The sequence below is a fragment of the Shewanella gaetbuli genome (assembly GCF_023284065.1).
GTDB lineage: Bacteria > Pseudomonadota > Gammaproteobacteria > Enterobacterales > Shewanellaceae > Shewanella > Shewanella gaetbuli.
Window position 1 is genome coordinate 100584 of record NZ_JAKIKP010000006.1, and the last position, 26038, is coordinate 126621.

A 26038-nucleotide genomic window follows, 5' to 3' on the forward strand; every position below is an offset into this window, starting at 1 on the left:
CCAGTGGAGTCAATATACCTTTTCAATGATTGAGTATGTTAATCTACTCGTTTAGTTTTTTATTGGGTAAAGAAAATGATTGTCGGTTTTGATTATGGCAGTGCAAATTGTGCTGTTGGTGTATGGCTAGAAGGTGAGGTGGTTCAGCTCGCGTTAGGCAAAAACTCAAATTATTTACCGTCAACCTTATATGCTTATGATCGTGACCTCATCGCTCAAGCTGTTTATTTTGGTTTACCTCAATCACTTAAAGCCGATTATGCCAAACTCAGAAGTTCCCAGCTTGCTCGCGCAATTCAAGTACGCCATGAGTTAGATTTAACGGCCACAGAACAAGCGGTTTTTGTGGGAGAAAAGGCCATAGAAGCCTACCTCGATATGCCCGAGGAAGGTTTTTATGTCCGTTCGCCAAAATCTTTTTTAGGCGCATCAGGACTGCGTGCTGAACAGGTTGCACTGTTTGAAGATATTGTCACCTTGATGATGCAGCATGTGAAAGTAATTGTGGATACACAACTTCAACAAAAAGGCTTATCGCCCGCGACCCATGCAATGATCGGCCGTCCGGTAAACTTTCAAGGCATTGGTGGTGAGCAAAGTAACCAACAAGCGGAAGCTATTTTATCTGTTGCGGCTAAACGAGCCGGTTTTGATGAGGTGAAGTTCTTATTTGAGCCCATTGCGGCGGGAATGGATTTTGAGGCAACCTTAACTGAAAATGCCAACGTACTTGTTGTAGACGTGGGCGGCGGTACTACCGATTGCTCTTTAGTCAAAATGGGTCCGAGTTTACAAACCAAACAAGACCGCAGCCAAGATTTTTACGGCCATACCGGGCAGCGTGTTGGCGGTAATGATTTAGATATTGCCCTGGCAATGCACGGCTTTATGCCAAGCTTCGGTAGTCAAAGTCATATGCTTGATGGTAAACCTATGCCATCAAATATTTTTTGGAATGCCGTTGCGGTTAACGACATTAGTGCCCAACGTGATTTCTACCAATTGTCTACCAAAAAACTCATTGATGCGCTGATCAAAGATGCTAAACAGCCTGAGTTGATTAAACGTTTACAAGTTCTCCATGCTAACCAAATGAGTTTTCAGGTAGTACGCCAAGCTGAATTAACCAAAATGGCGTTATCTGATGCACCATCACACAAGGCTGCTATTGATTTTATTGAAGCGGGTTTAACGATTGAAGTAACTGAACCGCAATTTGAACAAGCCATTGAATCTTCTTTAGATAAAGTGAGTCAGTTAATGCAACAAGCAATGACTAGCCCACAGGCGCAATCTGAACAAGTAACCACTCCAGACATTGTGTATATTACCGGTGGAACAGCCAGAAGCCCTGCAATATACAATCAAATTGCTAAAGTGTATCCTCAAGCCTCGGTGGTAGTTGGGGACCATTTTGGTTCAGTAACGGCAGGGTTAACACGGACTGCACAACAGGCATTTAAAGGGTAATTTATGAAAATCAATAAACAATTAATTGCAGTGGCGATGCTTAGCAGCTTACTTGCAAGCTGTAGTGATGATGTGGGTAAGGTGAGTTTAGGGTTGTTTACCACTAAAGATGTCGTTATTGATGCTAAACACGACCCTAAAATACCTGGGGTAACTTGTCATATCAGTCGCATTAAAGCGGATTTAGACTTTGCCGATCCTTCCGATATGAGCATCAGCTGCCGTCAAACAGGGCCGATTACCGCTAATGATCTTGCTGATATCGATACCAGTAAGGGGGGCGAAATTGTATTTAAAGAGTCTTTAAGCATTTTATTTAAAAGCTTAAAGGTTCGACGAATTCTGGATAAAGAAAATCAAACTTTACTTTATTTGTCTTATTCCACCAAAGAAACTAATGGTAGTCATAAACATGCGCTTTCCACTGTGCCTTTGTATGGTACTGAAGCGTGGGATTCACTTAAGACGCTAGACAATTAATCAGTAAACTAAAAAACGGCTGAATATTCAGCCGTTTTTGTATTGTGTTTTTATGGGGGTTATTTTACCGCGTTATATCGTTCGAACGCTTGCTCAAGATCAGCAATTAAGTCTTGAGTATCTTCTAAGCCAATATGTAACCTAATCAGCGGTTTAGATGAGTCCCACTGGGTTGCTGTGCGGATTTTATCAATCCCAAACACCCCTAGAATTAAGCTTTCGTAACCGCCCCACGAGAATCCCATTTTAAAGTGCTGCATGTTTTCAACAAAGGCGGTAACACTTTTTAAATTGCCTTGTTTTAATACAAACGAAAATAGTCCATTTGCGCTGGTAAAGTCACGTTTAAAAAACTCATGCCCCGGACAGGTTTCAAATGCAGGATGGCGAACATGGTCTACTTCAGGGCGGTTTTTAAGCCAGTTGGCAATTTCTAAACCATTCTTATGATGCTGAGCCATTCTAACCCCTAATGTACGTAATCCTCTTGCAGCAAGAAATACATCATCAGGTGAAGTGGTTTGGCCCATTAGGTAGCTGTTTTCTCTTAATGTTGGCCAGTGTGCTTCAGTTGCGGTGGCTGTGCCCATCATGACATCGGAATGGCCAACAATATATTTTGTTGCCGCTTGAATTGAAATATCGACACCCATCTCAAACGGACGAGAGTTAATAGGTGATGCCCAAGTATTATCTAGCATCACAATAATATTGTGCTCGTGGGCAATTTTGCTTAGGGTCGGTACGTCTTGTACTTCCATGGTGATTGAACCGGGTGACTCTAAAAACAACACTTTAGTGTTGGGTTTTATAAGATCGCGTATCCCTTCACCAATCATTGGGTCGTAGTAAGTGGTTTCAATACCAAAACCAGCCAGCATTTTGTCGCATAAATCACGAGTCGGCTCGTAGGCGCTGTCCACCATTAATAAGTGGTCACCGCTTTTTAAAAACGACAACAATGCACTACTTATGGCGCCCGCGCCTGATGGATACAAGGCCGTGCCAGCGCCGCCTTCTAATTCGGCTATGGCTTCTTGAAAAGAGAAGTGAGTTGGCGTACCACGTCTACCGTAAAATAATTCACCGTTAGTTTTATTTTTTATGGCAAAACGCATGTCATCCATGGTGTCAAATACCACAGTCGATGCGCGAAACACCGGCGGATTAATAATGCCTTTGGTGTATTTTTTATCTCTACCAAGGCTAACTATTTGAGTTGATTGCTGACTATTTTTACTCATATCCATTCCCAAAATTTGCTTTTAGCCATCCTAACATCTATACGGCCAAATGAAAGGGTTATTCTGTATCGGTTATTGGTAATGTTAAACATATTTCAACACCATTCACTTTCGTGTTGTTTACTTCATCATTTATAACCACGTTATTTGCTTTGATTGTTCCCTTGTGAAAATCCGTTACTAGTCTAGCGATGTATAGTCCTAACCCTAAATGGGGTTTAGTAGTGGCACTTTGTGGCCTAATGGACACCATGGACTCAAAAATTTGTTCACTCATATCATCAGGTAAGCTGCTACCAATATTGGTCACTTTAAGCACCGCTTGTTTTTGATATTGAGTCAGGCTTACAGTAACCGGCGTCTCGGGCTGGCTAAATTCAATGGCATTATTAATTAACTTATCCATTAGCTGAGCAATGTATTCAGGCACACCGTTACAAAGCATGTCTTTGTCTTCAATATGTACTTTAAAGCTCTGTGTGGTATAGGTCATTTGATAACCTTGCATACAGCCGCTGATGACTTTTCTTAATGGAAAACGCATTCGTTCCGCTTGTAATAAACTGGCTTCTAAACGCGTTGCCTCACTCAGGTTATTTAAAATGATATGCAGTCGATTGACTCCGTCTTGAGCTCGTTGGACATATTTTTGGCTATTGGGGTCGAGAGTTTGGCTATTTAAATGTTCTAACGAGCTACGCACTACCGCCACGGGAGTGCGTAATTCATGGGATAACCGAGAAGACATGTTTTCTAAATAATGAGTATATTGGCTTAAGCGACTGACAATGTTTGCAAAACTTCTAGATAAATCGCCAATTTCATCACGATTTTTTGAAGCCGTTATTTGTTGTCTGACTCTACCTTGGCTATCAATGGCAAGCTCAGCTTGGTCTCTTAAACGTCTTATGCGGCTTGAAATACTTGAAGCAAAAATGAACAGCGCTAATGTGCCCATACTCATAATGGTCAGAATAACATTAAACAGTTTTTCCAGTGCTCGGTTACGTAAGCTACGAATGCCGTGAGTGGTTTCTTCGGCAATAACCACCCCCATGACTTTATCGTCAATCCAGATTGGACTGGCTGCAGCTAAAACGACAGCTTTATTATCTGGGGTTAACCGCCATGTTGAACCTTGTTGACCATTAAGTGCTTTTTCTACGTGGCTACCACTCAACTCTGTTGAGTCTTGTAATGAGTCAATGAAGTCTTGAGGGGGGCGAGTGAGGATTTTGTAATACAAAGGCAGCAAGTAATTTTTATGAAATTGCGTCCATATATTGTCTGCTGGAGCATCGTCTATTTCAGCATTCCACGCTTTACTGGAGGTTCGAATATCGCCAGATTTAGCCAGTACTCGACCATGGTTATCTACCACCCAAATTCTAGAGCTATTATGTCCCATGCCTTTAATAATACTTTCAATTTCAGGGGAGGGAACTAAAACGGTGCCTAATGAGGCAATAGAGTCTGTAGCTGAAGTGCCTACAATATTCACTAACTGCCGTGCTGTAGCGTCATTGACGTTATGAATTGCAAAACCAAGTTTACTGCCGACCATTTCTAATGGAATTCTAAATTCAATGTTATAGCCATTGGGGGTTTGTTGCAGTTGTCCTTGAATTCGATTTTCAGGTATCACCGGCATTGATTGGCTGGGATCATCTGGCAGTTTATAGGCACTTAACCAGCCACTTTGGGTATTCGATACGACATAACGAGTAAATTGATTATTGGGGGTGAGAGTGGCAATAACTAAATGATCATTTCTATCTACCCTTAAGCTATTTTTACCTCTAAACACAACCGCTGGGTCGTTTACCTCAAAAAAGCCATACAGATAACCGCCATATTTTCCCACCATATGATTAAAGTTAAGCTTAACCTGTTGTTCATCACTTTGATAAATAACATGATCTTCACCGTAATGTAAAACTCGGTGGCGATATTGTTGCCAGTCTTGCAACTTGCCGTCTAGTTGAATCGGCCCTTGTAATGGATAGGCATATAAATCTCGCCCTTTTTTGACTTGAGTTAAAAAACTGGCTTGATTATCAAATAGTTTAGGCCGTTCATGCAATGCGGTCGCCAGTGCTTGAGTCGTGCCTTCTAGGGTTTTTTCTTGGCCGTAACGAAGGTATTTTTCCATTTCCCATACATATTCATATCCAAGCCAAGGTAGGCAGAGTAAGAATAACGACAAGAAAATAACTTTAGCTCTAAGGCCTAAAGGCAAATACATGTGACGTCCTTACATACTATCCCAACGATAACCCATGCCATATACGGTATCGATGCAGTTGAAGTCGGCGTCCATTGCGATAAACTTTTTGCGAATGCGTTTTACATGTGACGTAATCGTACTGTCATCCACATAGATTTTTGCTTCTTGCATTAAATCTTGCCGACTACGCACATGACCGGGGTGTTTGGCCAGTGCATGCACCATCCAAAACTCGGTAACCGTAAGCTCAATAGGGGCTTGTTTCCACAGCACTTGCATTCTATTACCGTCGATACTCAAATGATCACGGATCATAAGATTGTCATTTACACTACTTGAGCCTATTAGTTCAGAACGGCGAAACAAGGCGGCAATACGCGCCAGTAAGTGAGGAAAACTCACATCTTTGGTTAAGTAATCGTCTGCACCTAAGCGAAGCCCGCACACGGTATCAAAATCACTATCGCGCGCGGTTAAAAAGATTATCGGTAAACTACTCGACATGGCTCTTAAAGATTGGCATAGCGTAAAACCACCATCAATTTCATCTTCTAAACCGATGTCGATAACCGCTAAATCGGGAAGACGATCATTAAATGCCAGCATTGCGGTGGGGCGATTAGAGTACGCTTGAACATGGTAACCTTGCTGTTGCAATACTTCTTTATAATTGTCACGAATAGCGGCTTCGTCTTCAACAATGGCAATGCGTTTCATTAAATCCCCTGAGCTGTTTTACATTTACAAAGCAGACTATACAGTAATTTATCTTGCTTTAAAGCCTGTCAAAGCAATTGCCATTTTGTTGCCACAATTGACCCCTAAATTGCCATTTTTACACCCTTAAAAAGCCATTTCCTTGTTGTTTAATAACGTCATCGAGTCAGTGACTCATTATTTTGAAACCTACAAGGAATGACATTATGAAAAAGCCAATTATTGCACTTACCGTTATCTCTTCATTATTCGTTAACCAAATGAGTTATGCCGATACAGTGAATGCTAAACAAGAACGTGAGCACACAGAAGAATTAGTTGGGTTAAGTTCAGGAATCGTTTTAGGCGCTGTTGTTGGTGGGCCCATTGGTGCTTTTATTGGCGCGGTAACAGGAACATTTATTGGTAAATCGGTGGGTGATGAATCAGAAATTAAAGCCCAGCAAGCCTTATTAGCGGAACAGCAGACAACGCTTCAGCAACGTGAGGAGAAGTTATCTGAGTACGCGCAACAACAGCATAGGCTACAAGAGTTGCAAACAGAAGTCGCCAAACTGCAATCACATCAAGATAAAACCTTAACTGAACTCAGTGTTGGCATGAATGTGCAATTTAAAACAGGCAGTAGTCAAATTGAGCCTATCTTCAAGCAGCAGTTAGACAATGTGGTTTATATGATGGCTGCTATGCCTGAGCTCAATTTAAATTTAATGGGCTATGCGGATCGTCGCGGTAACGATGTGTTTAATCAAGCGTTGTCAGAGCAAAGGTTAATAGAAGTGACTAACTATTTAGCGTCACAAGGGGTAGATGAATCTCGATTACACGGTGAGGCATTCGGAGCTTCAGCGCCATTACATGAAGAACAAAACTTTGAAAATGACTTTTTTGACCGTCGTGTCACCTTAAAGTTAATTTCTGAAAGCGCCCAGCTAGCTGCCAACTAACCTTATTTTATCGGTATTAAAGGCATGTTAAGCATGCCTTTAGGAGATCTTATGTCTATTAATTGTCGATTGTTGTCTATGGCCAGCGTAACACTTTGTTGTTGGTTATTAGCAACGTACTTAAATGATGCCTTTGCTATTGAACATACCCCACCAATTGCCGCCGATTCAGTGACTGAAAATCAAATAACTCAGGGCGTGGTGAGTTATGAAGTGAATGGCCAACTTAAACAAATGCTGGCGTTAGACACCCAAGTGAATATGAAAGTGTCAGGTTTAATTAATCGTGTCACAGTTAAACAGGAATTTACCAATACTGAAGACAACTGGGTAAATGCCAAATATGTTTTTCCGTTACCCGAAAATGCAGCCGTTGATGATATGCGTCTGCGCATTGGTCAGCGGGTTATTGAAGGGAAAATTTCTCCTAAACAGCAGGCTAAAAAACAGTTTGAACAAGCTAAAAAGCAGGGTAAACAAGCTAGCTTAGTCAGCCAACAACAAACAAATATTTTTACCACTGAATTAGCTAATATTGCTCCGCGACAAAAAGTGGTTGTAGAAATGAGTTATCTACAAACAATATCCTATAAAGACGGCCAATTTAGTTTACGTTTTCCACTTACTGTTGCCCCCCGTTATCGCCCAAAAACTCACCAAGGGCCTTATCATCCATCAACTCAGGTAGAGTCACCTATTTTAGCCGAATCTGCTACGGCTAAATTAGCGGATAACAACAGCCATCATGTACAAATGGACGTTGAGATTGATGCTGGTTTTGAGGTCACCAATGTTGTTAGCCATTATCACCCCGTTACAGAGGTTAACGATGGCCGTAAATCTTATGTCAGCGTGCAGGGGAACGTGCCACTGAATCGTGACTTTGTGTTGTCTTGGCAGACTCATTCGGGTGATGAGGTGGCCGCAAGTGGTTTTTATCAGCAAGGTAAAACCCATCAAGATAAAGTTAGTCAGCGTAGTCATCCTTTGGCTATCAATGGTGACCAAAGTAATCTATACGATTCAAAAGTAGAGTCTAGCTATGCTATGGCGATGCTAATGCCGCCAAATCAATCCATTAAATCTACCCATAAAGTTAACCGTGAGTTGGTGATGGTTATTGATACTTCAGGTTCGATGATGGGTGACTCAATTGTACAGGCTAAAAAGGCATTAGAGGTCGCGCTAAATGGATTAGACGTTGCTGATAAATTTAATATTATTGCCTTTGACTCTTATGTTAATCAGTTATTTGAATATTCCGTTCCCGCTAGCGCAAGAAATATTTCACATGCAAAGCGTTTTATTCAGTCGTTAGAGGCTGATAACGGTACTGAGATTGCTCCAGCGTTGAATGCTGCGTTGTCTGAGAGTGTTGATGTTAATCGTTCAACTGAGTGGTTACGTCAGGTATTATTTATTACTGATGGTTCAGTATCAAATGAGGCTCAATTGTTTGAGCAAATATCATTTCAATTAAATGATTCACGCTTATTTACAGTAGGTATAGGCTCTGCACCCAATAGCCACTTTATGCGAAGAGCGGCTGAAATGGGTAAGGGGACTTATACCTATATTGGTCAAGTTTCAGACGTAGTCGAGAAAATGACTCAACTGCTCGATAAAATATCTCAGCCAGTGTTAACTGATGTTCAAATTGAATTTGCAGATGGAACTATGGTCGATTATTGGCCATCCGCTATTAAAGATGTTTATCAGCATACGCCGGTTGTTATCAGTTTTAAAACCGATAAGCCATCAATGCCCGCGGTTGTGATTTCAGGAAAGATCCAAGGACAATACTGGCAAAAAACAGTAGATTTCTCATCGAGGACGTCTTCACAAGGGTTAGATCTTGTGTGGGCTAATGCAAAAATTACCGAGTTAGAGCTTTACCAAACGCCAATGAATAAACAGAAAACAGCGGCTCAGGTTGAAAAAATTGCCCTTGATTATCATTTGGTGAGCAGTCAAACCAGCCTAATTGCTGTTGATGTGACGCCTGCAAACATTAACGCCACAGCCTTATCAGAAAATGTTGCAAGGCTAATGCCTGCAGGTTGGAGAATGAACTCGGCTTTTAACAAACTTCCACAAACAGCGACAGCAAGCCGATTGTGGTTGTTATCAGGCGGGAGTTTATTAATTTTCTGTTTATTGTATTGGTTATGGTTTAAAGGGGTTTTACCAGGGCAGCGCCAATTTAATATTTAAGGATAAATTATGTTGTTGAGCCATTTCAAAAATAAAACCAGTGGCAAGCAAAAATTTCAATATTGGGTGCTAGCGTTATTGCTTTTAATGGCATTCGCGATGGTTTTCAAAGGAGGATATATGCAAGCGAAAGCACACTTTGCACAATACTTAATTGAAAGAGCATTTGAGAAAACACTTGTTGATCATCAACCGCATAAACCTTGGTCATGGGCGGATACTCATCCCGTTGCTAAAATGCGTTTTATTTCTCAAAATGAACAAATGATAGAGGACGATGTTTTTGTGTTAGCTGGATTATCTGGCAGGACATTGGCCTTTGGTCCCGGGCTATATTTAGGCGGGGCGGGGGCTGGTGAGCAAGGTAATACAGTTATTGCCGGCCATAGAGATAGTCATTTTTTGAAGCTTAAATACTTGCAAGTGGGTGATGTTATTGAAATTCAAAATACTCAGGGTGTGTATAGTCAGTATCAAGTCACTGAGTTGCGTGTCGTTAATGAAAATCAAATTGAAGAAATGGCCGCCTCTGATGACAGCAGATTAACCTTGATTACCTGTTATCCATTCGAACAACTTTCTGCGAATGCAAGCCAGCGCTATATTGTTGAAGCGAAAGCAACCAGTACAGCCAATATGATTTAACCCACTATTACAAACACCGAATAACCTGGTTATTCGGTGTTTTTTAATATAAATCATTATATGGTGAGTCACGTCCACCAGTAACTATTTATGCTTACAATCTGTTTGCAACAGTTCATTAATTTGAAATAGGCATAACACGGTTACGCCCCAGTCTTTTAGCTTCATAAAGTTGATGGTCAGAGTTTTCAATTAACGCAGCGAAATCTTGTTTGGGTTGCCATTGTGCCACCCCAAATGATGCCGTAATTGAGTCAATCACTTTATCACTACGTCTGTCTTTTACTGTAAGTTTTTCAATCGCTCTGCGAAGGGTTTCTGCAAGTTGTCTGGCGACTCGAATTTGGCTTGACGGAATAATAATCGCAAATTCTTCACCGCCAATTCGGTAGAGTTTATTGCCATCTCGGCAGGCTTGTTGTACACGTTTAGCGACGGTTTTTAGAACTAAATCACCTAATTGATGGCCAAAATTATCGTTAAACGCTTTAAAGTGATCGATATCGAGTATTATTAAACAACACCCTTCTGGCTCAAGCGATATTTGCGCTTGAATGTCTGCATCAAATGCCCGACGGTTAAATACATTAGTTAGGGCGTCATATAACACGTCTTTTTCAGAAGCGGCAAGTTGGTTTTTTAAGGCATCAATTTCAGACTGTGCTTTTTGTAACTGGTTAGAGAAATTAACCGTGCTTGAGCGAATATTCTCTGACTCTTTAACAATACTGCGAACAACGCCAATGACTTGCTCTAAAGAAAATCCTTTTGTTTCAATGTCAGTTAACTGCGAAAAATCTTTATCAATTTGTGCTTGAAAAGAACTGGTGTCGGCATTGGTGTCTTTTAATGATTGCGACAACTCACATACCATGGCATCTAAATTCTGCTTTAATTCTCTTACGTTAAGCTCAACGGGATCAGCAACATGTTTGCGGTACAGTATTTCACTGGTGACTGGAGAACAGGTTTGATTTTGGGCAATGGCTGCATCTAGTTCGGCGTTGAGTTGTGGATTTTGCTCACCGACATAAGCGTACCAAAGAGCATAATTGGTTGGGGTTGTTGGAATTTGATGTTTAAGCATTAATGGTACAGCTTTTTTGAGGTTCGCAGCTGCAATTTTGATAAGCGAATTCGACATCTGTTCTCTCTAATGATGAAGGGTCTAATGACCATAAAAGACAGGTAACTCTGAAAAATATAGCAGAAAAATATCTACACCATAAAAAAACATTACCAAAAATAGGTGTTTATTAACTTAGAATGAATACATGACAGAAATCATGGGACCTGTGAAGCTATAATTAATATTATAATCAGCGATATTCACATCTTGTTCTAAAACAGAAAGAGTTTGCTCGTAGTCAACATCGACTTTATAGTAATTAAACCCTGCTGTGAGGGACCAGCTATCATTGATTTTAGCCTCAACAACCGCACGAATATCAATCAAAGAACCTTTAACATTGTCATACTGTACCGCAAAATATTGTGCGTGGGCTTTAAATACCCAATCAGTTAAAAATTCATATGTACCGTATAACCCTATGTCAGGTAGGGGAGCTGTAACACTATTATCAACCAGCCTAGGGCTAGTAATGGTCTTATCGCAATAAGCTGCCAGTTCTGTATTGGGAACGCAAATACCAATATCACCTTCAAATGCCGTTTTAATAAACATGGTATGCAGACCCACAGAGACACCAAAAATGTAATTACTGCCTTCAGCAAAATCGTAACCATAACCTAAGCGTAAAATATCAATATCAAGCGTCGATTGCAGTGAAATACCTGCTTGAACATCATAAACGGTGTCATCTATGGTTATTTGAAATTCTTTTTCTAATGCAGGAGAGCGTGCTGTGCGATGCAGTGACTTCCAATCTAAATACACATTATGTTTTTGATTAAATGAGTAGGTGAATTCGAAGAAAGGTAAAAATTGTTGTTCTTTCAGATTAAGGTCATCTTCAAAATCTAATGGAAATGTACCGCCACTTTTAGGGTTGGTGACCACCATATAGGAATCAGAGTTAGCGTAAAACCCACCGACATTGAATGAAAACTCACTCATCACATGGTTATCATTTGTAACAGACTGCTCAAGGGAACTTTGTGCCATGCTGCTGTCTACATTCGCTAATGCTATCGAGGGTAGCAGTAGCAAAGTAAAAGACATCAGGTTTTTGAACATACTGACTCCGCGCTTATTATTGTTATACAGCAAAGATGAGTGAATTAAGTTGCAGCGTTCGAATGCTCGAAAAGGAGTGATACTTCAAGCTCTCGATGCCAGCGCTGTCATGTTATCATTTTGTGATTAAATGTAAATATTTGTGTAGCTATTGTTTGTTCTAAATCAAGGTTTTTCTTAATCAAATTCATCGACCTGATGATTTAAAGGGGGGATTATTGGTGTGATTAAACCAAAATGTAATTGAAAGCGGAGAGAGAACCACAAGTGATATTATTAACCGGAGCGAAAGCGATAAAGGAGTAAGGTGGGACTATTTGCCTCTTTTTACCCTAAGCATAAATAGTCCCATTGGAATGTATTTAACGATTAATCTTTTGCGTTGTCATCGTTGTCATCGTTATCATCAATATCCTCACCGTCATCGATGTCGTCAAAATCAATGTCTGTTTCAATGGCCGCGCTAGCGGACTTATTGTGAGTATGTATCGTGCCAACAACGGCATAAAATGGCTTACCTTTTGCCAGTTTGGTGTATTTTGCCCAAAGTAGCTCTAGCGTAGTGCTTGGCGCCAGTGCTCCTTGTGATACTTTGACAAACTGATCTTCATCAGGTGTACCCGGTAACTGAGTGCCTTCCATTAGTGCTTTTAATGCATGCCCGTGTTGTTCTAGCAGCTCAGCTTCTTTATTTGTGAAATCCCCACACCGTTTAAAGCCTTTAGGGAAATTAACATCATCAAAAAAACGCTTAGTGCTGACAAAACTTGCTGCGCCACTAGAAATAGCATTTAGAGTAACAGCGGCATTGTTATATGATTGCTGTGACATAGTCTTTACCTATAAGATTAAGTGATTGAAGATTTCAAATTTGGAGTATTGGCTAAGAGTTAGTTTTTTGAAATCAAAATATTTTGACCATTATGGTGAAGAATTTTTATGGATACGGATTTATTAAAAACATTTTTAGAAGTCTCGAAAACGCGCCACTTTGGTAAAGCAGCAGAAAACTTATTCCTGACCAGAAGTGCGGTTAGCTTTCGAATTAAGCAACTTGAAATGATTTTGGGTGTCGAATTATTTGAACGGCTTAGAAACAATATTCAGCCTACGCCAGCTGGCGAGCGAATGATTGGTCATGCTGATGCGGTATTAATGGCATGGGAAAGGGCCAAGCAAGATGTGAGTATTAACGACAATCACTCGTCGCAATTAACCATTGGTGCGGCACATAATATTTGGGATACCTATTTACAACGTTTTTTTCAACCCCTTCACTTAGGGCTGTCCGGTGTCGCTTTACGCACTGAAATTATTTCGCCTCAGTTAATGATCCGTCAGTTATTAGAAAGAAGCATAGATATAGCCGTGACCTTTGACCCGCCACAACTTGAAGAAGTTGCAGTAACAAAATTGTTGGATGTGAGTTTGTGTTTGGTTAGCCATCAGGCGGATATTGATTTGTCTGATATCAATAACGTTAACTATATCAAGGTGGATTGGGGGACGGCATTTAATATCACCCATGCTCAAGAATTTGCGATGTTGCCGACTCCGGTGTTGCATACTAGCTCGGCAAGAATTGGTTTAGACTTTATTTTAAATAATGGTGGCTGTGCATTTTTACCTAAACCATTAATTGAACATTATATTGAGGCAGGCCAATTATTTTATGTTGCTGGGGCAAAGACGATTGATAGACATGTTTACGCCGCATTTTGGTCTGGTAATGAAAGAATGGCTAAAGTGGAGCAAGCGATTACATTGTTGCAGGGTGAGTCAACGATGGCTGCTAGCAAATAGAATTGCTATTCAGCCAATATCGAAGCGTTTTTTTGCATCAGGGGCAAGTTATATTAATAGCGGCCCTAGTATCGCAATCCAGCAAATGGCGCAAAATAGCAGACTTAACAATACCGCTGCTGAAGCAATATCTTTAGCTTGACCGCTCAATGGATGAATTTCACCGCCAAACCGGTCAACCACAGCTTCAATCGCTGAGTTTAATAATTCAACAATTAATACCAGAAAAACACTCAAAACCAGCAGTAGTTTTTCGACCACAGTAACATTCACTAGTATTGCAATTGGCAACATAATAACGGCAAGAGCAAGCTCTTGTCGGAATGCTGCTTCATCTCTAAAAGCCGCTTTAAGTCCTTTGATAGAGAAACCCGTCGCACGTATTACGCGCTTGATTCCATGATTATTCTGAGGCTTCATTTACGCTCACAATTTTGTAATAGACCGAATTTTCAAATTATGCCATTGATAGTGGGAGTTGTTAACTAACATGTATGCCAACTAGCAAAGGAATGCTCATGAAAAATCAATCACTAGCACCACACGTTATACTTTTAGGCGTGACTTTAGTCATATTTTTAGGCTCAGCTTTTTCATCTAAACCGCTACATGCGACTAACGATAAACCGCCTATACAACTTGCTAAACATTACTCTGGAAATATTAATTTAGCTGAATATTTAGTCAGTGAAAAATATGATGGTGTGAGAGGTTATTGGAATGGGACTCAACTTTTTACTCGCAGCGGAATAGTAATTCGCGCTCCAGCATGGTTTAGCAAAGATTTTCCATCTATGCCGATAGAGGGTGAGCTATGGATTGATAGAGGGCAATTTGAATGGGTTTCTGGTTTAGTCCGTCAACATAAACCGAATGAAAATGATTGGCGAAAAGTTAAGTTTATGCTGTTTGATTTACCAACATCCAAAGAGCCATTTAGTGTACGTTTGCAGCAGTTAAATACCGTTGCCAGCCAATCGGTTTACCTTGAGGTTATTGAGCAACAAACGGTCAAAAACGTTGAGGCGCTATACCAGTTGCTTGACGACGTTGTCGCCTTAGGCGGTGAAGGGTTAATGCTGCATCATAAAAATGCACTTTACCAAGTGGGCCGAGTCAATCACATATTAAAGCTGAAGAAAAAACACGATGCTGAGGCTGTTGTTATTGGTTATAGCGAAGGAAAGGGAAAATATAAGGGGATGATGGGGGCGTTAAAAGTAAAAATGCCCAATGAAAAAGTTTTTGAGATTGGCACTGGCTTTACAGACAAAGAAAGGCAGAACCCTCCGCCAATTGGCAGTGTAGTGACCTATCAGTATTTAGGGTTTACCAAAAACGGTATCCCCAGATTTGCCAGCTTTTTACGATTAAGAAAAAACTACCAATAGTTTTAGGCGGTTTATATTACTTTTCGTCGGTTTATAGATTGCACTAAACAGTAAGCTATTTAAGTTATGTATATATAGTTCACAATAGATATTGAAACTTAAACTGTAGTAAAGTAACTAAATATTCTATTTCTTTTAGGCTATATGGAAAATATGCAACATATTAAATCAGTTTTATTTGTTTGTATGGGCAATATATGCCGCTCTCCAACCGCTGAAGCGGTATTTAGGCAAAAAGCACAGCAATATAAGCTTAGAGTTAATATTGATTCAGCGGGGACTATTGCTTACCACCAAGGGAACTTACCTGATGCCAGAAGTCGTCAAGCGGGTGAGGCAAGGGGAATTGACTTTTCAGGTATTACTGCCAGACAAGTGACCGATGCTGACTTTGACAACTTTGACCTCATCTTAGCAGCAGACAAAGCTAATATGAGTGATTTAAAAGCCCGTTGTCCACAACATCATCAGCACAAATTAAAAATGATTCTTGAGTTTGGTGATACCGGCGTAGAAGAAGTGCCTGACCCATATTATGGAGGTGCTAGAGGCTTTGAAGAGGTGATTGACTTGCTTGAAAATAGCTTGACCGCGTTAGCCAAAAACTTGGCCGATGCGAGTTAGAATTGTTAAATGACAATAGAACAGATTGAGATAACCACTGAGCCGTTAGATAATTTTTCGGCTCAGTGATTGTGTGCTAGCTTAATGCTCTTGTGTTACCACACATAACTTCCATGAAGTTACTGAATAAGAGTCAATAGCAGCACAGCATGGGCTGTTAACTGTATTTGTACTCGTTTAGCCCTGATGACGTTTACCTGCGCGCTTAAGTTTATTTTGCTCAAGTTTGGCTTGTTTTTCGGCTTCTTTTTGTTCCAATATACGCGCCACTTCCACTTTTTCCACTTCTGCCATTGCCGGTGTTTCTAAGCTTAATAGGCCAATTTTTCCAGATCTAAATTCATGCAGCAGCAGTTCAGATGCCTTGTGCAAATCAATTCGGCCGCCGGGTCTTAACGCACCTCGCCTACGACCGATTTCTTCTAATAATTCAAAGTCAGAATTAGGTAAGTGGTCAATTTTATAGCGCTCGCAAATCAGTTCAGGATAAGCCTGTAAAAAGTACTCTGCTGCAAACATGGCAACGTCTTCATATTCCATTGCAGTATCTTTAATGGCACCGGTTACCGCAAGACGGTAACTGCTGGACTCGTTATCTACTTTAGGCCACAAAATACCGGGGGTGTCAGATAACACGATGCCATTTCGCAAATTAATGCGTTGCTGGCTTTTAGTCACTGCAGGCTCGTTACCGGTTTTAGCTAGAGTTCTACCTGCTAAGGTATTAATAATGGTTGATTTACCCACATTAGGTATCCCCATAATCATGGTGCGGATATCTTTTTCAACTTTGTCACGATGAGGCACAAGTTTACGGCAAAGATCGGGGATCATTTTTACCATAGCGGGTTGTAAGGTCGTAATTGCCGATGCTTTTACACCTTGCTCTAATTCAAGATATTCAATCCATTGTTCAGTGACTTTTGGGTCGGCTAAATCTGATTTGTTCAAGAGTTTGATACAAGGTTTATCGCCACGTAATTGCGCGACCATTGGGTTTTCACTGCTATAAGGGATACGCGCGTCAAGCACTTCTATAACCAAGTCGACCTGAGGCATGACCTCTTCGATCTCTTTGCGTGCTTTGTGCATATGTCCGGGATACCATTGAATTGCCATGTTGTTGCCTTTTACTCTTGAAATCTAGGCGCATATTGTACCTTGAACCTAAATGAAAAACATAAAAAAAGCGCCTTGTGGCGCTTTCTCTGAGATGTATTTGTGACTATGACTAAATTAGTCACTCAATAACGGCTAATTTTCTACAGCTAAATTTTTGCAATAATCGCCATTGAATACCAATTCGGCTAATCAATCACTCCTAATTCTCTTAACCTTTCCATTAAATAACTGTCTGCAGTGTGTCGTTCAGACAACACCACTTCAGGGTTAGGGTGCAAAAACAGTGGCAGCGAAATACGCGATTTTGTTTTATCTGTCCCCTGAGGATTGATGACTCGGTGTGAAGTTGAAGGAAAATACCCGTCAGAGGCTTCTTGCAACATATCACCAATATTAATAATCAAGTTACCAAAATCACTTGGGACATCAATCCAGTCACCTTGTTTGGTTTTAACTTGTAAACCGGGTTCATTAGCTGCAGGTAAAATCGTAATTAAATTAATATCTTCATGGGCTGCAGCACGTATTGCGCCTAACTCTTCATCGCCCTTTAGTGGTGGGTAATGCAGAATTCTAAGCAAGGTCTTTTGGCTATTCTCAATCATCTTTGATAAAGCAATTGAATATTTTTGCGCAACGTCTTCAGGGGAGTATTGTTCAATCCAAGCTAACAACTCAGCCGCTAACGTATTAGCCTGCTGGTAATAGGCAAGAATATCTTGCTTAAGTTGTTCAGGAATCCGTCCCCACGGATAAACATGATAATACTCTTTGATATCTTTGACCGTATGGCCTTTTGCCGTTTCAGAGACCGACGCAGGGAAAAAGCCGTCTTGGGTTTCAGGTTTATAAAGGTATTCATGTTTTTGCTCGCTATTAAAAAAGTCGTACCACTGCTGGTAAATCTTTTCTACAAGCTGCTGTTGGATAGGATGGTTTGATAACACGCCAAAGCCCGTTTCATGAAGTGACTCCACAAAACGCTTTGCACTGTCGGGTGCTTGATAATCGATGGTTTCTAGTTTCATTATATTTTCTTATTTTTGGTGTTATGTCATTATTTGACCCAGCTAAATGGTAACGTTTGTCACAACTGGCTGCAATTTTTTGATCGAATTAACGGTCTAATATTTTGAACGATTTGTAGCAATATATCGTAGAATGATTACTGTTTACCGAGATACCACCTTTGGATACCAAAATGACCCAATTAACAGACTTTGAAAAATATGTGATTGAACAAAAAGGAACCGAAAGACCTTTTTCTGGTGAATATGTTGATCATGATGCTCAAGGCTTGTACCTGTGCAAAAAATGCTTAGCGCCATTGTATAAGAGTGAACACAAATTCAACGCTCATTGCGGATGGCCTGCTTTTGACGATGAAATTCCCGGCGCGGTGGATCGTACATTAGATGCGGATGGACAACGAACAGAAATTACTTGCCACCAGTGTGGCGGTCATTTAGGTCATGTATTTGAGGGTGAACTTCTGACAGATAAGAATATTCGCCATTGCGTCAATTCGGTATCATTAACCTTTAAGGCGAATGATGACAAAGACCTCGCTGACCCCGTTGAAAAATTTCAACTTGCCACATTAGGCGCAGGGTGTTTTTGGTGCGTTGAAGCTATTTTTAATTCACTTAAAGGCGTACACAAAGTGAAATCTGGCTATAGCGGTGGCGAAGCTAGGCATGCAAATTATGATGCGGTATGTTCAGGCAGAACAGGGCATGCAGAAGTCGTGCATATTGAATACGATGAAGATGAGATCAGCTTTAGTGAAATTCTTGAAGTCTTTTTTAATAGCCATAATCCCACCACATTAAATAGACAAGGCAATGATATTGGACCTCAGTATCGTTCAGTTATTTTTGCTCATACCGATCAACAAGTGATTGAGGCAAATAAGATGATTAATAAGTTGCATGAGGCTCATGTTTGGCCTGAGCCGATTGTGACAGAAATTACTGCGTTTCAAACTTTCTATGAAGCAGAAAGTTATCACGATGACTATTTTGCTAAACACGGAGAGCAACCTTATTGCCAAATGGTCGTAAAACCTAAGTTTGAAAAATTTAAAACACAATTTGTAGATAAACTTAAGTAACCGCAAATGATAAAAAAGGCCTCTGCAGAACAGAGGCCTTTTTATTGAAGGTGGTGAGTTAGATTTTTATGAATCTAACTTGTCATCGGCAACCTTATAGTGAGGGTCTTCAATAAAGTTAACCTCAACAAGATCACCTGCTTTAGCCAGTAAATCTTTACAGTCTTGGCTTAAATGACGTAAGTGTAAACGCTTGCCTGCATTAGTATAACGCTCGGCTAGGGTATCAATGGCATCTAGTGCTGAGTGATCCGCTACGCGAGAGTTCTGGAAATCTACAATAACATCTTCGCCATCGTTCTGAGCGTCAAATAACTCTAAAAAGTGCGCTGCTGAACCAAAAAATAATGGCCCATTTAAACGATAAACCTTCCAGCCATTTTCGTCGGTTGAAATCTCAACATTGATGTGTTTTGCATGCTCCCAAGCAAACACAAGTGCCGATACTATTACCCCAACAAATACTGCAAAGGCTAAGTCAGTAAATACCGTCACTGTGGTAACCAGTACAATAACAAAGGCATCATGCTTAGGGACTTTACGCATCACTTTAAAGCTGGCCCACTCAAACGTACCTAAAACCACAATAAACATTACCCCGACTAACGCCGCTAGTGGAATAATTTCAATAAAGGCAGCACCAAATAGAATAAATGCCAGTAATGCTAATGCAGCAGTAATACCAGAAAGACGCCCACGACCACCCGAATTGATATTAATCATAGATTGACCAATCATGGCACAACCACCCATAGCACCGAAGAAACCACTGGTGATATTGCCCACACCTTGACCAACACATTCTTTATTACCTCGGCCACGAGTATTGGTCATTTCATCAATAACCGTTAGGGTTAACAATGACTCAATTAATCCTACAGCCGCCAAAATACAGGCATAAGGGAGAATGATATATAAGGTTTCAAAGTTGAATGGCACACTTGGAATTGAAAACGTTGGTAAGCTACCCGCAATGGTAGCAGCTTCATTGCCACTCATGGTTTTAAGAAAATCTAAAACATTGCGCGTATCCATATCTAGCCCAACAACCAATGCGGTCACAGTTAGAATGGCCACTAATGAAGAAGGGACGGCGGTAGTGATTTTAGGTAAAAAATGAATAATGGCCATGGTTAACAGCACTAATCCCAACATGATCATCATGGGCTCTTGAGCCATCCAAACCATATTGCCTGCAGCATCTTTGACTTTAAACTGTCCAAGTTGCGCTAAAAAGATCACAATAGCCAAACCATTTACGAAACCAATCATCACAGGATACGGAACAATTCGAATGAATTTTCCTAATTTAAATACCCCAGCTAATATTTGAATCGCACCTGCTAGCACCACCGCGGCAAATAAATATTGCACGCCGTGTTCGACCACTAACGAAACCATGACAACAGCCATAGCACCGGTTGCGCCCGATATCATACCTGGGCGGCCACCGATAACGGCAGTAATTAAGCCCATAATAAATGCGGCATATAACCCAACCATAGGTTCAACATGTGCAACAAAAGCAAATGCAACCGCTTCGGGGATGAGTGCGAGAGCGACGGTTAAGCCTGATAAAATATCTGCCTTACTACTGGCAGTTTTATGACGAATAATATCGAACATTTAGCCTCGATTAAGATAATTTTTGTGGATGATTTAGGGGAGTGATATTAACAAAATTCATACCACTTCTAAACCAAAATATGACCTAGGTAACAAAAATCACATTAAATTAGAGCGCATTAAACAGCAGTCTACTTTGCAAATAAAAAAACCATGCCCTGAGGCATGGTTTTTAGTCAGCGTGATAGCAGAACTTATTATAGAGGTTTTGTTATCCCAGATGATGTACTGTTTACAAAGCTCGACTTAGGTGCAGTTTGCGTTTCGGCACTGCTATATGTTTTGCCTTGTGGAACAGTTTGTTGAGCTCGAACTTCAACAGTAGGTTTAGTTGTTGTCGAGCTGACCATAGAACCAAAACGGCTTGTTGATGCAGTCGCGACCACTTTAACCTTCTGTTCGGTTTTATCTTCAACAGAGCTCACTTCTGTGTCAACTGGAGCAACAGCAGTTTTACGAACAATCGGTGCTGGTTTAGCCATTGGAGCATTAGCCGTGCTTGGGCTCACCTTTGCCACTTGAGTGACGGGAGTTTCCAGTGCAACTTCATCTGTAGCAACCGTTTCTTCTGCTGCTTCTGGCTCTACCTTAGCTGGGGCTTCTACGATTTCAGCAACCACTTCTGGCTCTGCTTGCTGTAGCTCTACTTCTGGTTGCTCAACTTTTTGAGGCTCTACTGGGGCTTCTGTTGTTTTAGCAACTTCAACTTCAACTTCAACTGTTTTAGCTGTTTCTGTTACTTCAACAGCAGGAGTTTCAACCGCAGGAGTTTCAGGGGCTTGCGCTGCTTCAGGCTGTTTAGCTTCAACTTCAGCTTCAACTTCAGCTTCAACTTCAGCTTTAACTTCAGCTTTAACTTTAACTTCAACTTCAGCTTCTACGGCTACAGGCTCAACGTGTGCTGTTTTTTCTGCAGCAGGCTTTTCAGCTGTTTCAGCTTCAATAGCAGGAGCTTCAACTGTTTTGGCTGCTTCTGCAGTATCTAAGTCATCGGTATTTTTAGCTTGCTTAGCTTGGGCTAACTCAGCCGATAACTGACGCTCTAACTCATCAACAGGGGTAAACACCGGAGCTGATTCAGTAGTGTCTTCATCACGACGACGACGTTGACCAGCGGCACGTAAATGACGAGGGCTTCTACGGCTACGACGTTGGCCATCTTTAGCTTCCGCTTTGTCAGTGTCACTTTGGTTGTCATTGTCAGATGTTGATTCAACTTCTGTAGCAGGCTTTTCAGTGCTTGCACTTTGTGTTGTTGTGTCAGTTGAAGCTTCAACATTATTTGTTGCATCATTTTCAACATCAGCTTGCTTAGTCACTTCAGTTACTTTTACTGCCACTTCTTCAGCTGCCGGTTTAGTATCAGCTTTCGGTGCTTTTACTTCTGACGACTGTACTGCTTTATTTTCGTTTGCAGCTTCAGCGTTGTTTTCAACCGGTTTAGTTTTACGAGGTTGACGTTTGCGCACTGGCTTCGCTGGCTTGTTGTCATCTTTCGCTTTTGTTTCAACAGGAGCAACAGCTTTAGTCTCAGAAGCATTAGCTAATGCTGCTTCGTCTTGTTTTTGCTCATTTTCAATGCGCACTTTGCGACGCATATTACGACGTTGACGACGCTCGCGAGCCGCTTCTTGTTTTGGCGGACGTTCAGCAGTTTTGTCTGGCGTAGTGTTCTTTTCATCACGTTGTGACTTAGCCGCTGGGTCATTTTTGGTTGGCGTATTCGTGTCTTGTTGATCACGAGTACGTTTATTACGCCCTTTAGAATTACGGTTTTCAGCCTGGGCATTGTCTTTTTCACCACGCTTACGACGATTGTCATTGCGGTTGTCGTTACGACGAGGACGACGCTGGTTAGACTTCTCTTGGTCCGCAGGCTTCTTCTGAGGAGCGGCTGGCTTTTGCTCTTCGTCACTGCTAAACATAGCACTAATTGCTGCTGCAATGCGGCTGAATAGTCCTGGTTTAGCTTCCGTTTTCGCTTTCGCCGGGGTGTTAACCACTTTAGTTGGTTCAGGAGCTTTTTTCGGTGCAGCAAAGCCTTTAAGTGCAGGCTCTGGTGTTGCTGAACGTTCTAGTTTACGTGGCTCGTATAATTCAGCATCAGGAGTTTCAACACGTTTGTAGCTTGACTCAGTAACTTCGTCGTCATTTTTACGACGAACAACACGGTAATCAGGTGTTTGCATATGTGAATCTGGGATCACATAAACTTCAACATCATGGCGTTCTTCTGTAATGCGAATCGCTTTACGTTTTTCATTCAATAAGAATGCAGCAACATCAACAGGAACAATGGCCTCAATTTGCGTGGTATTTTCTTTAATGGCTTCTTCTTCCATTAAACGCAAAATAGATAAGGCTAAAGATTCAGTACTACGAATAGTACCTTGTCCATGACAACGAGGGCATAAGTGTGCTGCTGACTCTTCTAAAGAAGGGCGTAGGCGCTGACGCGACATTTCCATTAAGCCAAAACGAGAAATACGGCCTAATTGAACACGTGCACGGTCGTGGTGAACAGCATCACGCATACGGTTTTCAACTTCACGTTGATGACGTACAGGCGTCATGTCAATAAAATCGATGACGACTAGGCCACCTAAGTCACGTAAACGCAATTGGCGGGCAATTTCGTCGGCGGCTTCTAGGTTGGTGTTTAAGGCTGTTTCTTCGATGTCTCCGCCTTTTGTTGCTCTGGCAGAGTTAATATCAATTGAGGTTAATGCTTCAGTAGGGTCGATAACAATTGAACCACCTGAAGGTAAGCGCACTTCACGCTGGAATGCCGACTCAATTTGTGACTCAATCTGGTAATGAGTGAATAAAGGTACTTCAGACTTGTACATTTTCACACGTTCAACAAAGTCTGGACGCACTAGACCAATATGCTGTTTGGCATCTTCATAAATACGTGGATGGTCAATTAAAATTTCACCCACATCACGGCGTAAATAGTCACGAATTGCGCGAACAATAACGTTACTTTCTTGATGAATTAAGAATGGAGCAGGCTTGCTTTGTGCCGCTTCTTGAATGGCGTCCCAATGGTGTTGTAATACCTTTAAGTCCCACTTAAGCTCAGCCGCTTCTTTACCTACACCGGCAGTACGAACAATTAATCCCATGCCATTCGGCACTTCAAGTTCTGACATTGCCGCTTTCAATTCAGTACGTTCATCACCTTCAATACGGCGAGAAATACCGCCAGCACGAGGATTATTTGGCATAAGCACTAAATATGAACCAGCAAGACTGATAAAGGTGGTTAATGCAGCTCCTTTGTTGCCACGCTCTTCCTTGTCAATTTGAACAATAACTTCTTGTCCTTCTGACACCACTTCTTTAATGTTTGGGCGGCCTTGGAATGAATAGCCTTTAGGGAAGTATTCGCGAGCAATTTCTTTAAGGGGAAGGAAACCGTGACGTTCTGCACCATAATCAACAAATGCAGCTTCTAATGAAGGTTCTACGCGGGTAATTTTGCCTTTATAAATATTTGATTTTTTTTGTTCGTGACCTGGGCTTTCAATATCCAGATCATACAGTTGTTGCCCATCGACTAGGGCAACGCGCAACTCTTCCGATTGAGTTGCATTGATTAACATACGTTTCATGATGACATTATTCTTCTATAAATGGTCATCAAACACACATTCGTTTGCATTACGGGCCTGCGAATACAATAGCAGCCTCACGGCTTGGTACAGGCATGTTAGGCGCGCAGAACTTCTGTTAGACGTTTCTCTACGTGTCGCGACCTAATTTATGGCTTATTTTCTAATGTTTACAAAAACAAGGAATCCGTTGCAGAGCAACCAACCCCATAAATATTTTATTTTATCCGGTAATGCCTAAATCGAATGAGTTGTTTGATAACAAGCTAAAAAATTGTTCGAATTTGGCGATGAAATTGGGTGGTTCTTACATGATTATTTAAGACGCTTACGATTTAATTATAAAGTCATACATTGTAATGTTTCGAATTATTTATAATTTGCAAATCAATGACTTGCTATCGATAAAGGTCAAGTGTAATACGCACTGAATTTCATTTATGGAGCAGGTTGTGAACACTTTATCCACCGATTGTCCTTTTCCAATGCGCAAATATAACAACATTAATGCATCTGAGCAATCAAAAGCCGATAAAGTTTCATTGGCTGAGGGTGATTAGTTTTTCAAAATTCTATGACTTGCTGTAAGATAGCCCTGTTTTATTTAAACGAGATACAATTTGTCTCACAATTTGGCGCATCATGAAAACTGAAACCACTTCCCAAGTTCAACTCGTTACTATTGACGAAGATAATGTTGAACAACGTATCGATAATTTTTTACTCACCAAACTTAAAGGCGTTCCTAAAAGCATGATTTACCGAATTGTGCGCAAAGGCGAAGTTAGAGTAAATAAAAAACGCATTAAGCCTGAATACAAATTACAAATGGATGATGTGGTCAGGATTCCACCTGTTCGTATGGCAGAAAAAGATCATCGTACTGCGCCTTCAGCTAATTTGTCTCGCGTGTCACAACTAGAAGACCGCATTATTCATGAAGATAAACATCTAATTGTACTTAATAAACCTGCGGGTATTGCGGTGCATGGTGGTAGTGGTGTTGATTATGGGGTGATTGAAGGCCTGCGCTCATTGCGCCCGCAACAAAAATTTTTAGAGTTGGTACACCGTTTAGATAAAGATACTTCCGGTGTGTTGTTGGTGGCCAAAAAGCGCAGTGCGTTAAAACACCTACATGATCAGTTGCGTCGCAAAACCATGCAAAAAGACTATTTAGCCTTAGTGCGTGGTGAATGGCAGGCCAAAGTTAAAGTAGTTAAAGCCCCATTATTAAAAATTACTTTAAAATCTGGTGAGCGTATTGTCAGAGTGAATACTGAAGGTAAAGAGTCTGAGACACGTTATCGTATTGTACAACGATATCAGGGCTGTACACTGGTAAAAGCAAGTCCAGTAACGGGTAGAACTCATCAAATTCGGGTTCATTGTCAATATGCAGGACATGCCATTGCGTGTGATGATAAATACAGTGAGCAACAATTTGACAATAGTATGCGTGCTATTGGCTTAAATAGATTATTTTTACACGCAGCGGAGTTGAAGTTCACTCATCCAGAGTCTGACACCACTATGCAAGTGAGTGCGCCATTAGATGACGTACTTCAACAGACTTTGGATAAATTGAAAAAAGCCTAAAG

Annotated in this window: 21 protein-coding genes; 10 read left to right on the forward strand and 11 right to left on the reverse strand. The window is 41.0% G+C overall.

Annotation, left to right across the window (positions count from 1 at the left end):
• Positions 1-75 precede the first annotated feature (75 nt).
• Together yegD and L2672_RS09840 are read left to right on the forward strand one after the other, a co-directional pair.
• Positions 76-1470, forward strand: coding sequence for a molecular chaperone (yegD, locus tag L2672_RS09835; RefSeq protein WP_248995679.1), 1395 nt, complete (start codon positions 76-78; stop codon positions 1468-1470).
• Between the two features lie 3 nt (positions 1471-1473).
• Positions 1474-1950 carry a CreA family protein gene (locus L2672_RS09840; RefSeq protein WP_248995680.1) on the forward strand — a complete coding sequence of 159 codons (477 nt, stop codon included), beginning with the start codon at positions 1474-1476 and terminating at the stop codon, positions 1948-1950.
• A gap of 59 nt (positions 1951-2009) precedes the next feature.
• Here the strand turns inward: L2672_RS09840 and L2672_RS09845 are convergent, their stop codons facing one another.
• Genes L2672_RS09845 through pdsR form a run of 3 tightly spaced genes read right to left on the reverse strand, consistent with a single transcriptional unit; the run spans position 2010 to position 6138 of the window.
• Entirely contained in the window at positions 2010-3194 is a 1185-nt protein-coding gene (locus tag L2672_RS09845; protein ID WP_248995681.1) for a cystathionine beta-lyase, read from the reverse strand.
• Between the two features lie 58 nt (positions 3195-3252).
• A complete protein-coding gene (gene pdsS, locus L2672_RS09850) occupies positions 3253-5439 on the reverse strand; it encodes a proteobacterial dedicated sortase system histidine kinase (protein ID WP_248995682.1) in 2187 nt (728 codons plus the stop codon).
• A gap of 9 nt (positions 5440-5448) precedes the next feature.
• The gene (gene pdsR / locus L2672_RS09855) at positions 5449-6138 is read right to left on the reverse strand and encodes a proteobacterial dedicated sortase system response regulator (RefSeq protein ID WP_248995683.1); all 690 of its coding nucleotides are present in this window, start codon (positions 6136-6138) and stop codon (positions 5449-5451) included.
• A gap of 206 nt (positions 6139-6344) precedes the next feature.
• On the opposite strand from pdsR, the gene pdsO reads away from it, so the two are divergent.
• The 3 genes from pdsO (at position 6345) to L2672_RS09870 (ending at position 9944) form a co-directional block, all read left to right on the forward strand.
• A complete protein-coding gene (pdsO, locus tag L2672_RS09860) occupies positions 6345-7085 on the forward strand; it encodes a sortase-associated OmpA-like protein PdsO (RefSeq protein WP_248995684.1) in 741 nt (246 codons plus the stop codon).
• A gap of 51 nt (positions 7086-7136) precedes the next feature.
• Positions 7137-9299, forward strand: a complete 2163-nt coding sequence (locus L2672_RS09865; RefSeq protein WP_248995685.1) for a marine proteobacterial sortase target protein — start codon at positions 7137-7139, stop codon at positions 9297-9299.
• Positions 9300-9386: 87 nt separating this feature from the next.
• Positions 9387-9944 (forward strand): class GN sortase, encoded by a 558-nt coding sequence (locus L2672_RS09870; protein ID WP_275975018.1) that lies wholly within the window; start codon positions 9387-9389, stop codon positions 9942-9944.
• Positions 9945-10062: 118 nt separating this feature from the next.
• Here the strand turns inward: L2672_RS09870 and L2672_RS09875 are convergent, their stop codons facing one another.
• The 3 genes from L2672_RS09875 to L2672_RS09885 form a co-directional block, all read right to left on the reverse strand.
• Positions 10063-11088, reverse strand: coding sequence for a GGDEF domain-containing protein (locus L2672_RS09875; RefSeq protein WP_248995687.1), 1026 nt, complete (start codon positions 11086-11088; stop codon positions 10063-10065).
• A 117-nt stretch (positions 11089-11205) separates the two neighbouring features.
• The gene (locus tag L2672_RS09880) at positions 11206-12141 is read right to left on the reverse strand and encodes a hypothetical protein (protein ID WP_248995688.1); all 936 of its coding nucleotides are present in this window, start codon (positions 12139-12141) and stop codon (positions 11206-11208) included.
• A 369-nt stretch (positions 12142-12510) separates the two neighbouring features.
• On the reverse strand, positions 12511-12972 hold the full coding sequence (locus L2672_RS09885) for a MaoP family protein (protein ID WP_248995689.1): 462 nt from the start codon (positions 12970-12972) through the stop codon (positions 12511-12513).
• A gap of 108 nt (positions 12973-13080) precedes the next feature.
• Between L2672_RS09885 and L2672_RS09890 the strand changes: the two genes are divergently transcribed.
• Positions 13081-13944, forward strand: coding sequence for a LysR family transcriptional regulator (locus L2672_RS09890; protein ID WP_248995690.1), 864 nt, complete (start codon positions 13081-13083; stop codon positions 13942-13944).
• 48 nt (positions 13945-13992) lie between these two features.
• On the opposite strand, the gene L2672_RS09895 is transcribed toward L2672_RS09890, so the two are convergent.
• A complete protein-coding gene (locus tag L2672_RS09895; protein WP_248995691.1) occupies positions 13993-14364 on the reverse strand; it encodes a diacylglycerol kinase in 372 nt (123 codons plus the stop codon).
• A gap of 98 nt (positions 14365-14462) precedes the next feature.
• Here L2672_RS09895 and L2672_RS09900 point away from each other — a divergent pair, with 98 nt between their 5' ends.
• Both L2672_RS09900 and L2672_RS09905 read left to right on the forward strand, forming a co-directional pair.
• Complete coding sequence (locus L2672_RS09900; RefSeq protein WP_248995692.1) at positions 14463-15335, forward strand: DNA ligase; 873 nt, start codon at positions 14463-14465, stop codon at positions 15333-15335.
• 144 nt (positions 15336-15479) lie between these two features.
• A complete protein-coding gene (locus L2672_RS09905) occupies positions 15480-15959 on the forward strand; it encodes a low molecular weight protein-tyrosine-phosphatase (RefSeq protein ID WP_248995693.1) in 480 nt (159 codons plus the stop codon).
• Positions 15960-16136: 177 nt separating this feature from the next.
• Here the strand turns inward: L2672_RS09905 and ylqF are convergent, their stop codons facing one another.
• Together ylqF and L2672_RS09915 are read right to left on the reverse strand one after the other, a co-directional pair.
• On the reverse strand, positions 16137-17078 hold the full coding sequence (gene ylqF, locus L2672_RS09910) for a ribosome biogenesis GTPase YlqF (protein WP_248995694.1): 942 nt from the start codon (positions 17076-17078) through the stop codon (positions 16137-16139).
• Between the two features lie 188 nt (positions 17079-17266).
• The gene (locus L2672_RS09915) at positions 17267-18109 is read right to left on the reverse strand and encodes an isopenicillin N synthase family dioxygenase (RefSeq protein WP_248995695.1); all 843 of its coding nucleotides are present in this window, start codon (positions 18107-18109) and stop codon (positions 17267-17269) included.
• A gap of 173 nt (positions 18110-18282) precedes the next feature.
• Between L2672_RS09915 and L2672_RS09920 the strand changes: the two genes are divergently transcribed.
• Entirely contained in the window at positions 18283-19194 is a 912-nt protein-coding gene (locus L2672_RS09920; protein WP_248995696.1) for a bifunctional methionine sulfoxide reductase B/A protein, read from the forward strand.
• Positions 19195-19260: 66 nt separating this feature from the next.
• Here L2672_RS09920 and L2672_RS09925 read toward each other — a convergent pair whose 3' ends face one another.
• Positions 19261-20820: a SulP family inorganic anion transporter gene (locus L2672_RS09925; RefSeq protein WP_248995697.1), complete on the reverse strand. Its 1560-nt coding sequence runs from the start codon at positions 20818-20820 to the stop codon at positions 19261-19263.
• A 197-nt stretch (positions 20821-21017) separates the two neighbouring features.
• On the reverse strand, positions 21018-24437 hold the full coding sequence (rne, locus tag L2672_RS09930) for a ribonuclease E (protein WP_248995698.1): 3420 nt from the start codon (positions 24435-24437) through the stop codon (positions 21018-21020).
• 642 nt (positions 24438-25079) lie between these two features.
• On the opposite strand from rne, the gene rluC reads away from it, so the two are divergent.
• Positions 25080-26036 carry a 23S rRNA pseudouridine(955/2504/2580) synthase RluC gene (gene rluC, locus L2672_RS09935; RefSeq protein ID WP_248995699.1) on the forward strand — a complete coding sequence of 319 codons (957 nt, stop codon included), beginning with the start codon at positions 25080-25082 and terminating at the stop codon, positions 26034-26036.
• Positions 26037-26038: the final 2 nt, after the last annotated feature.

Excerpts from the sequence above, each read along its gene's own strand:
- L2672_RS09920 (WP_248995696.1), top strand. The coding sequence starts at position 18,283 with ATGACCCAATTAACAGACTTTGAAAAATATGTGATTGAACAAAAAGGA.
- ylqF (WP_248995694.1), bottom strand. The coding sequence starts at position 17,078 with ATGGCAATTCAATGGTATCCCGGACATATGCACAAAGCACGCAAAGAG.
- L2672_RS09840 (WP_248995680.1), top strand. The coding sequence starts at position 1,474 with ATGAAAATCAATAAACAATTAATTGCAGTGGCGATGCTTAGCAGCTTA.
- L2672_RS09915 (WP_248995695.1), bottom strand. The coding sequence starts at position 18,109 with ATGAAACTAGAAACCATCGATTATCAAGCACCCGACAGTGCAAAGCGT.
- L2672_RS09895 (WP_248995691.1), bottom strand. The coding sequence starts at position 14,364 with ATGAAGCCTCAGAATAATCATGGAATCAAGCGCGTAATACGTGCGACG.
- pdsR (WP_248995683.1), bottom strand. The coding sequence starts at position 6,138 with ATGAAACGCATTGCCATTGTTGAAGACGAAGCCGCTATTCGTGACAAT.
- L2672_RS09925 (WP_248995697.1), bottom strand. The coding sequence starts at position 20,820 with ATGTTCGATATTATTCGTCATAAAACTGCCAGTAGTAAGGCAGATATT.
- L2672_RS09870 (WP_275975018.1), top strand. The coding sequence starts at position 9,387 with ATGGCATTCGCGATGGTTTTCAAAGGAGGATATATGCAAGCGAAAGCA.
- L2672_RS09890 (WP_248995690.1), top strand. The coding sequence starts at position 13,081 with ATGGATACGGATTTATTAAAAACATTTTTAGAAGTCTCGAAAACGCGC.
- L2672_RS09880 (WP_248995688.1), bottom strand. The coding sequence starts at position 12,141 with ATGTTCAAAAACCTGATGTCTTTTACTTTGCTACTGCTACCCTCGATA.
- L2672_RS09875 (WP_248995687.1), bottom strand. The coding sequence starts at position 11,088 with ATGTCGAATTCGCTTATCAAAATTGCAGCTGCGAACCTCAAAAAAGCT.
- yegD (WP_248995679.1), top strand. The coding sequence starts at position 76 with ATGATTGTCGGTTTTGATTATGGCAGTGCAAATTGTGCTGTTGGTGTA.
- L2672_RS09865 (WP_248995685.1), top strand. The coding sequence starts at position 7,137 with ATGTCTATTAATTGTCGATTGTTGTCTATGGCCAGCGTAACACTTTGT.
- L2672_RS09885 (WP_248995689.1), bottom strand. The coding sequence starts at position 12,972 with ATGTCACAGCAATCATATAACAATGCCGCTGTTACTCTAAATGCTATT.
- rluC (WP_248995699.1), top strand. The coding sequence starts at position 25,080 with ATGAAAACTGAAACCACTTCCCAAGTTCAACTCGTTACTATTGACGAA.
- L2672_RS09845 (WP_248995681.1), bottom strand. The coding sequence starts at position 3,194 with ATGAGTAAAAATAGTCAGCAATCAACTCAAATAGTTAGCCTTGGTAGA.
- L2672_RS09905 (WP_248995693.1), top strand. The coding sequence starts at position 15,480 with ATGGAAAATATGCAACATATTAAATCAGTTTTATTTGTTTGTATGGGC.
- pdsO (WP_248995684.1), top strand. The coding sequence starts at position 6,345 with ATGAAAAAGCCAATTATTGCACTTACCGTTATCTCTTCATTATTCGTT.
- pdsS (WP_248995682.1), bottom strand. The coding sequence starts at position 5,439 with ATGTATTTGCCTTTAGGCCTTAGAGCTAAAGTTATTTTCTTGTCGTTA.
- rne (WP_248995698.1), bottom strand. The coding sequence starts at position 24,437 with ATGAAACGTATGTTAATCAATGCAACTCAATCGGAAGAGTTGCGCGTT.
- L2672_RS09900 (WP_248995692.1), top strand. The coding sequence starts at position 14,463 with ATGAAAAATCAATCACTAGCACCACACGTTATACTTTTAGGCGTGACT.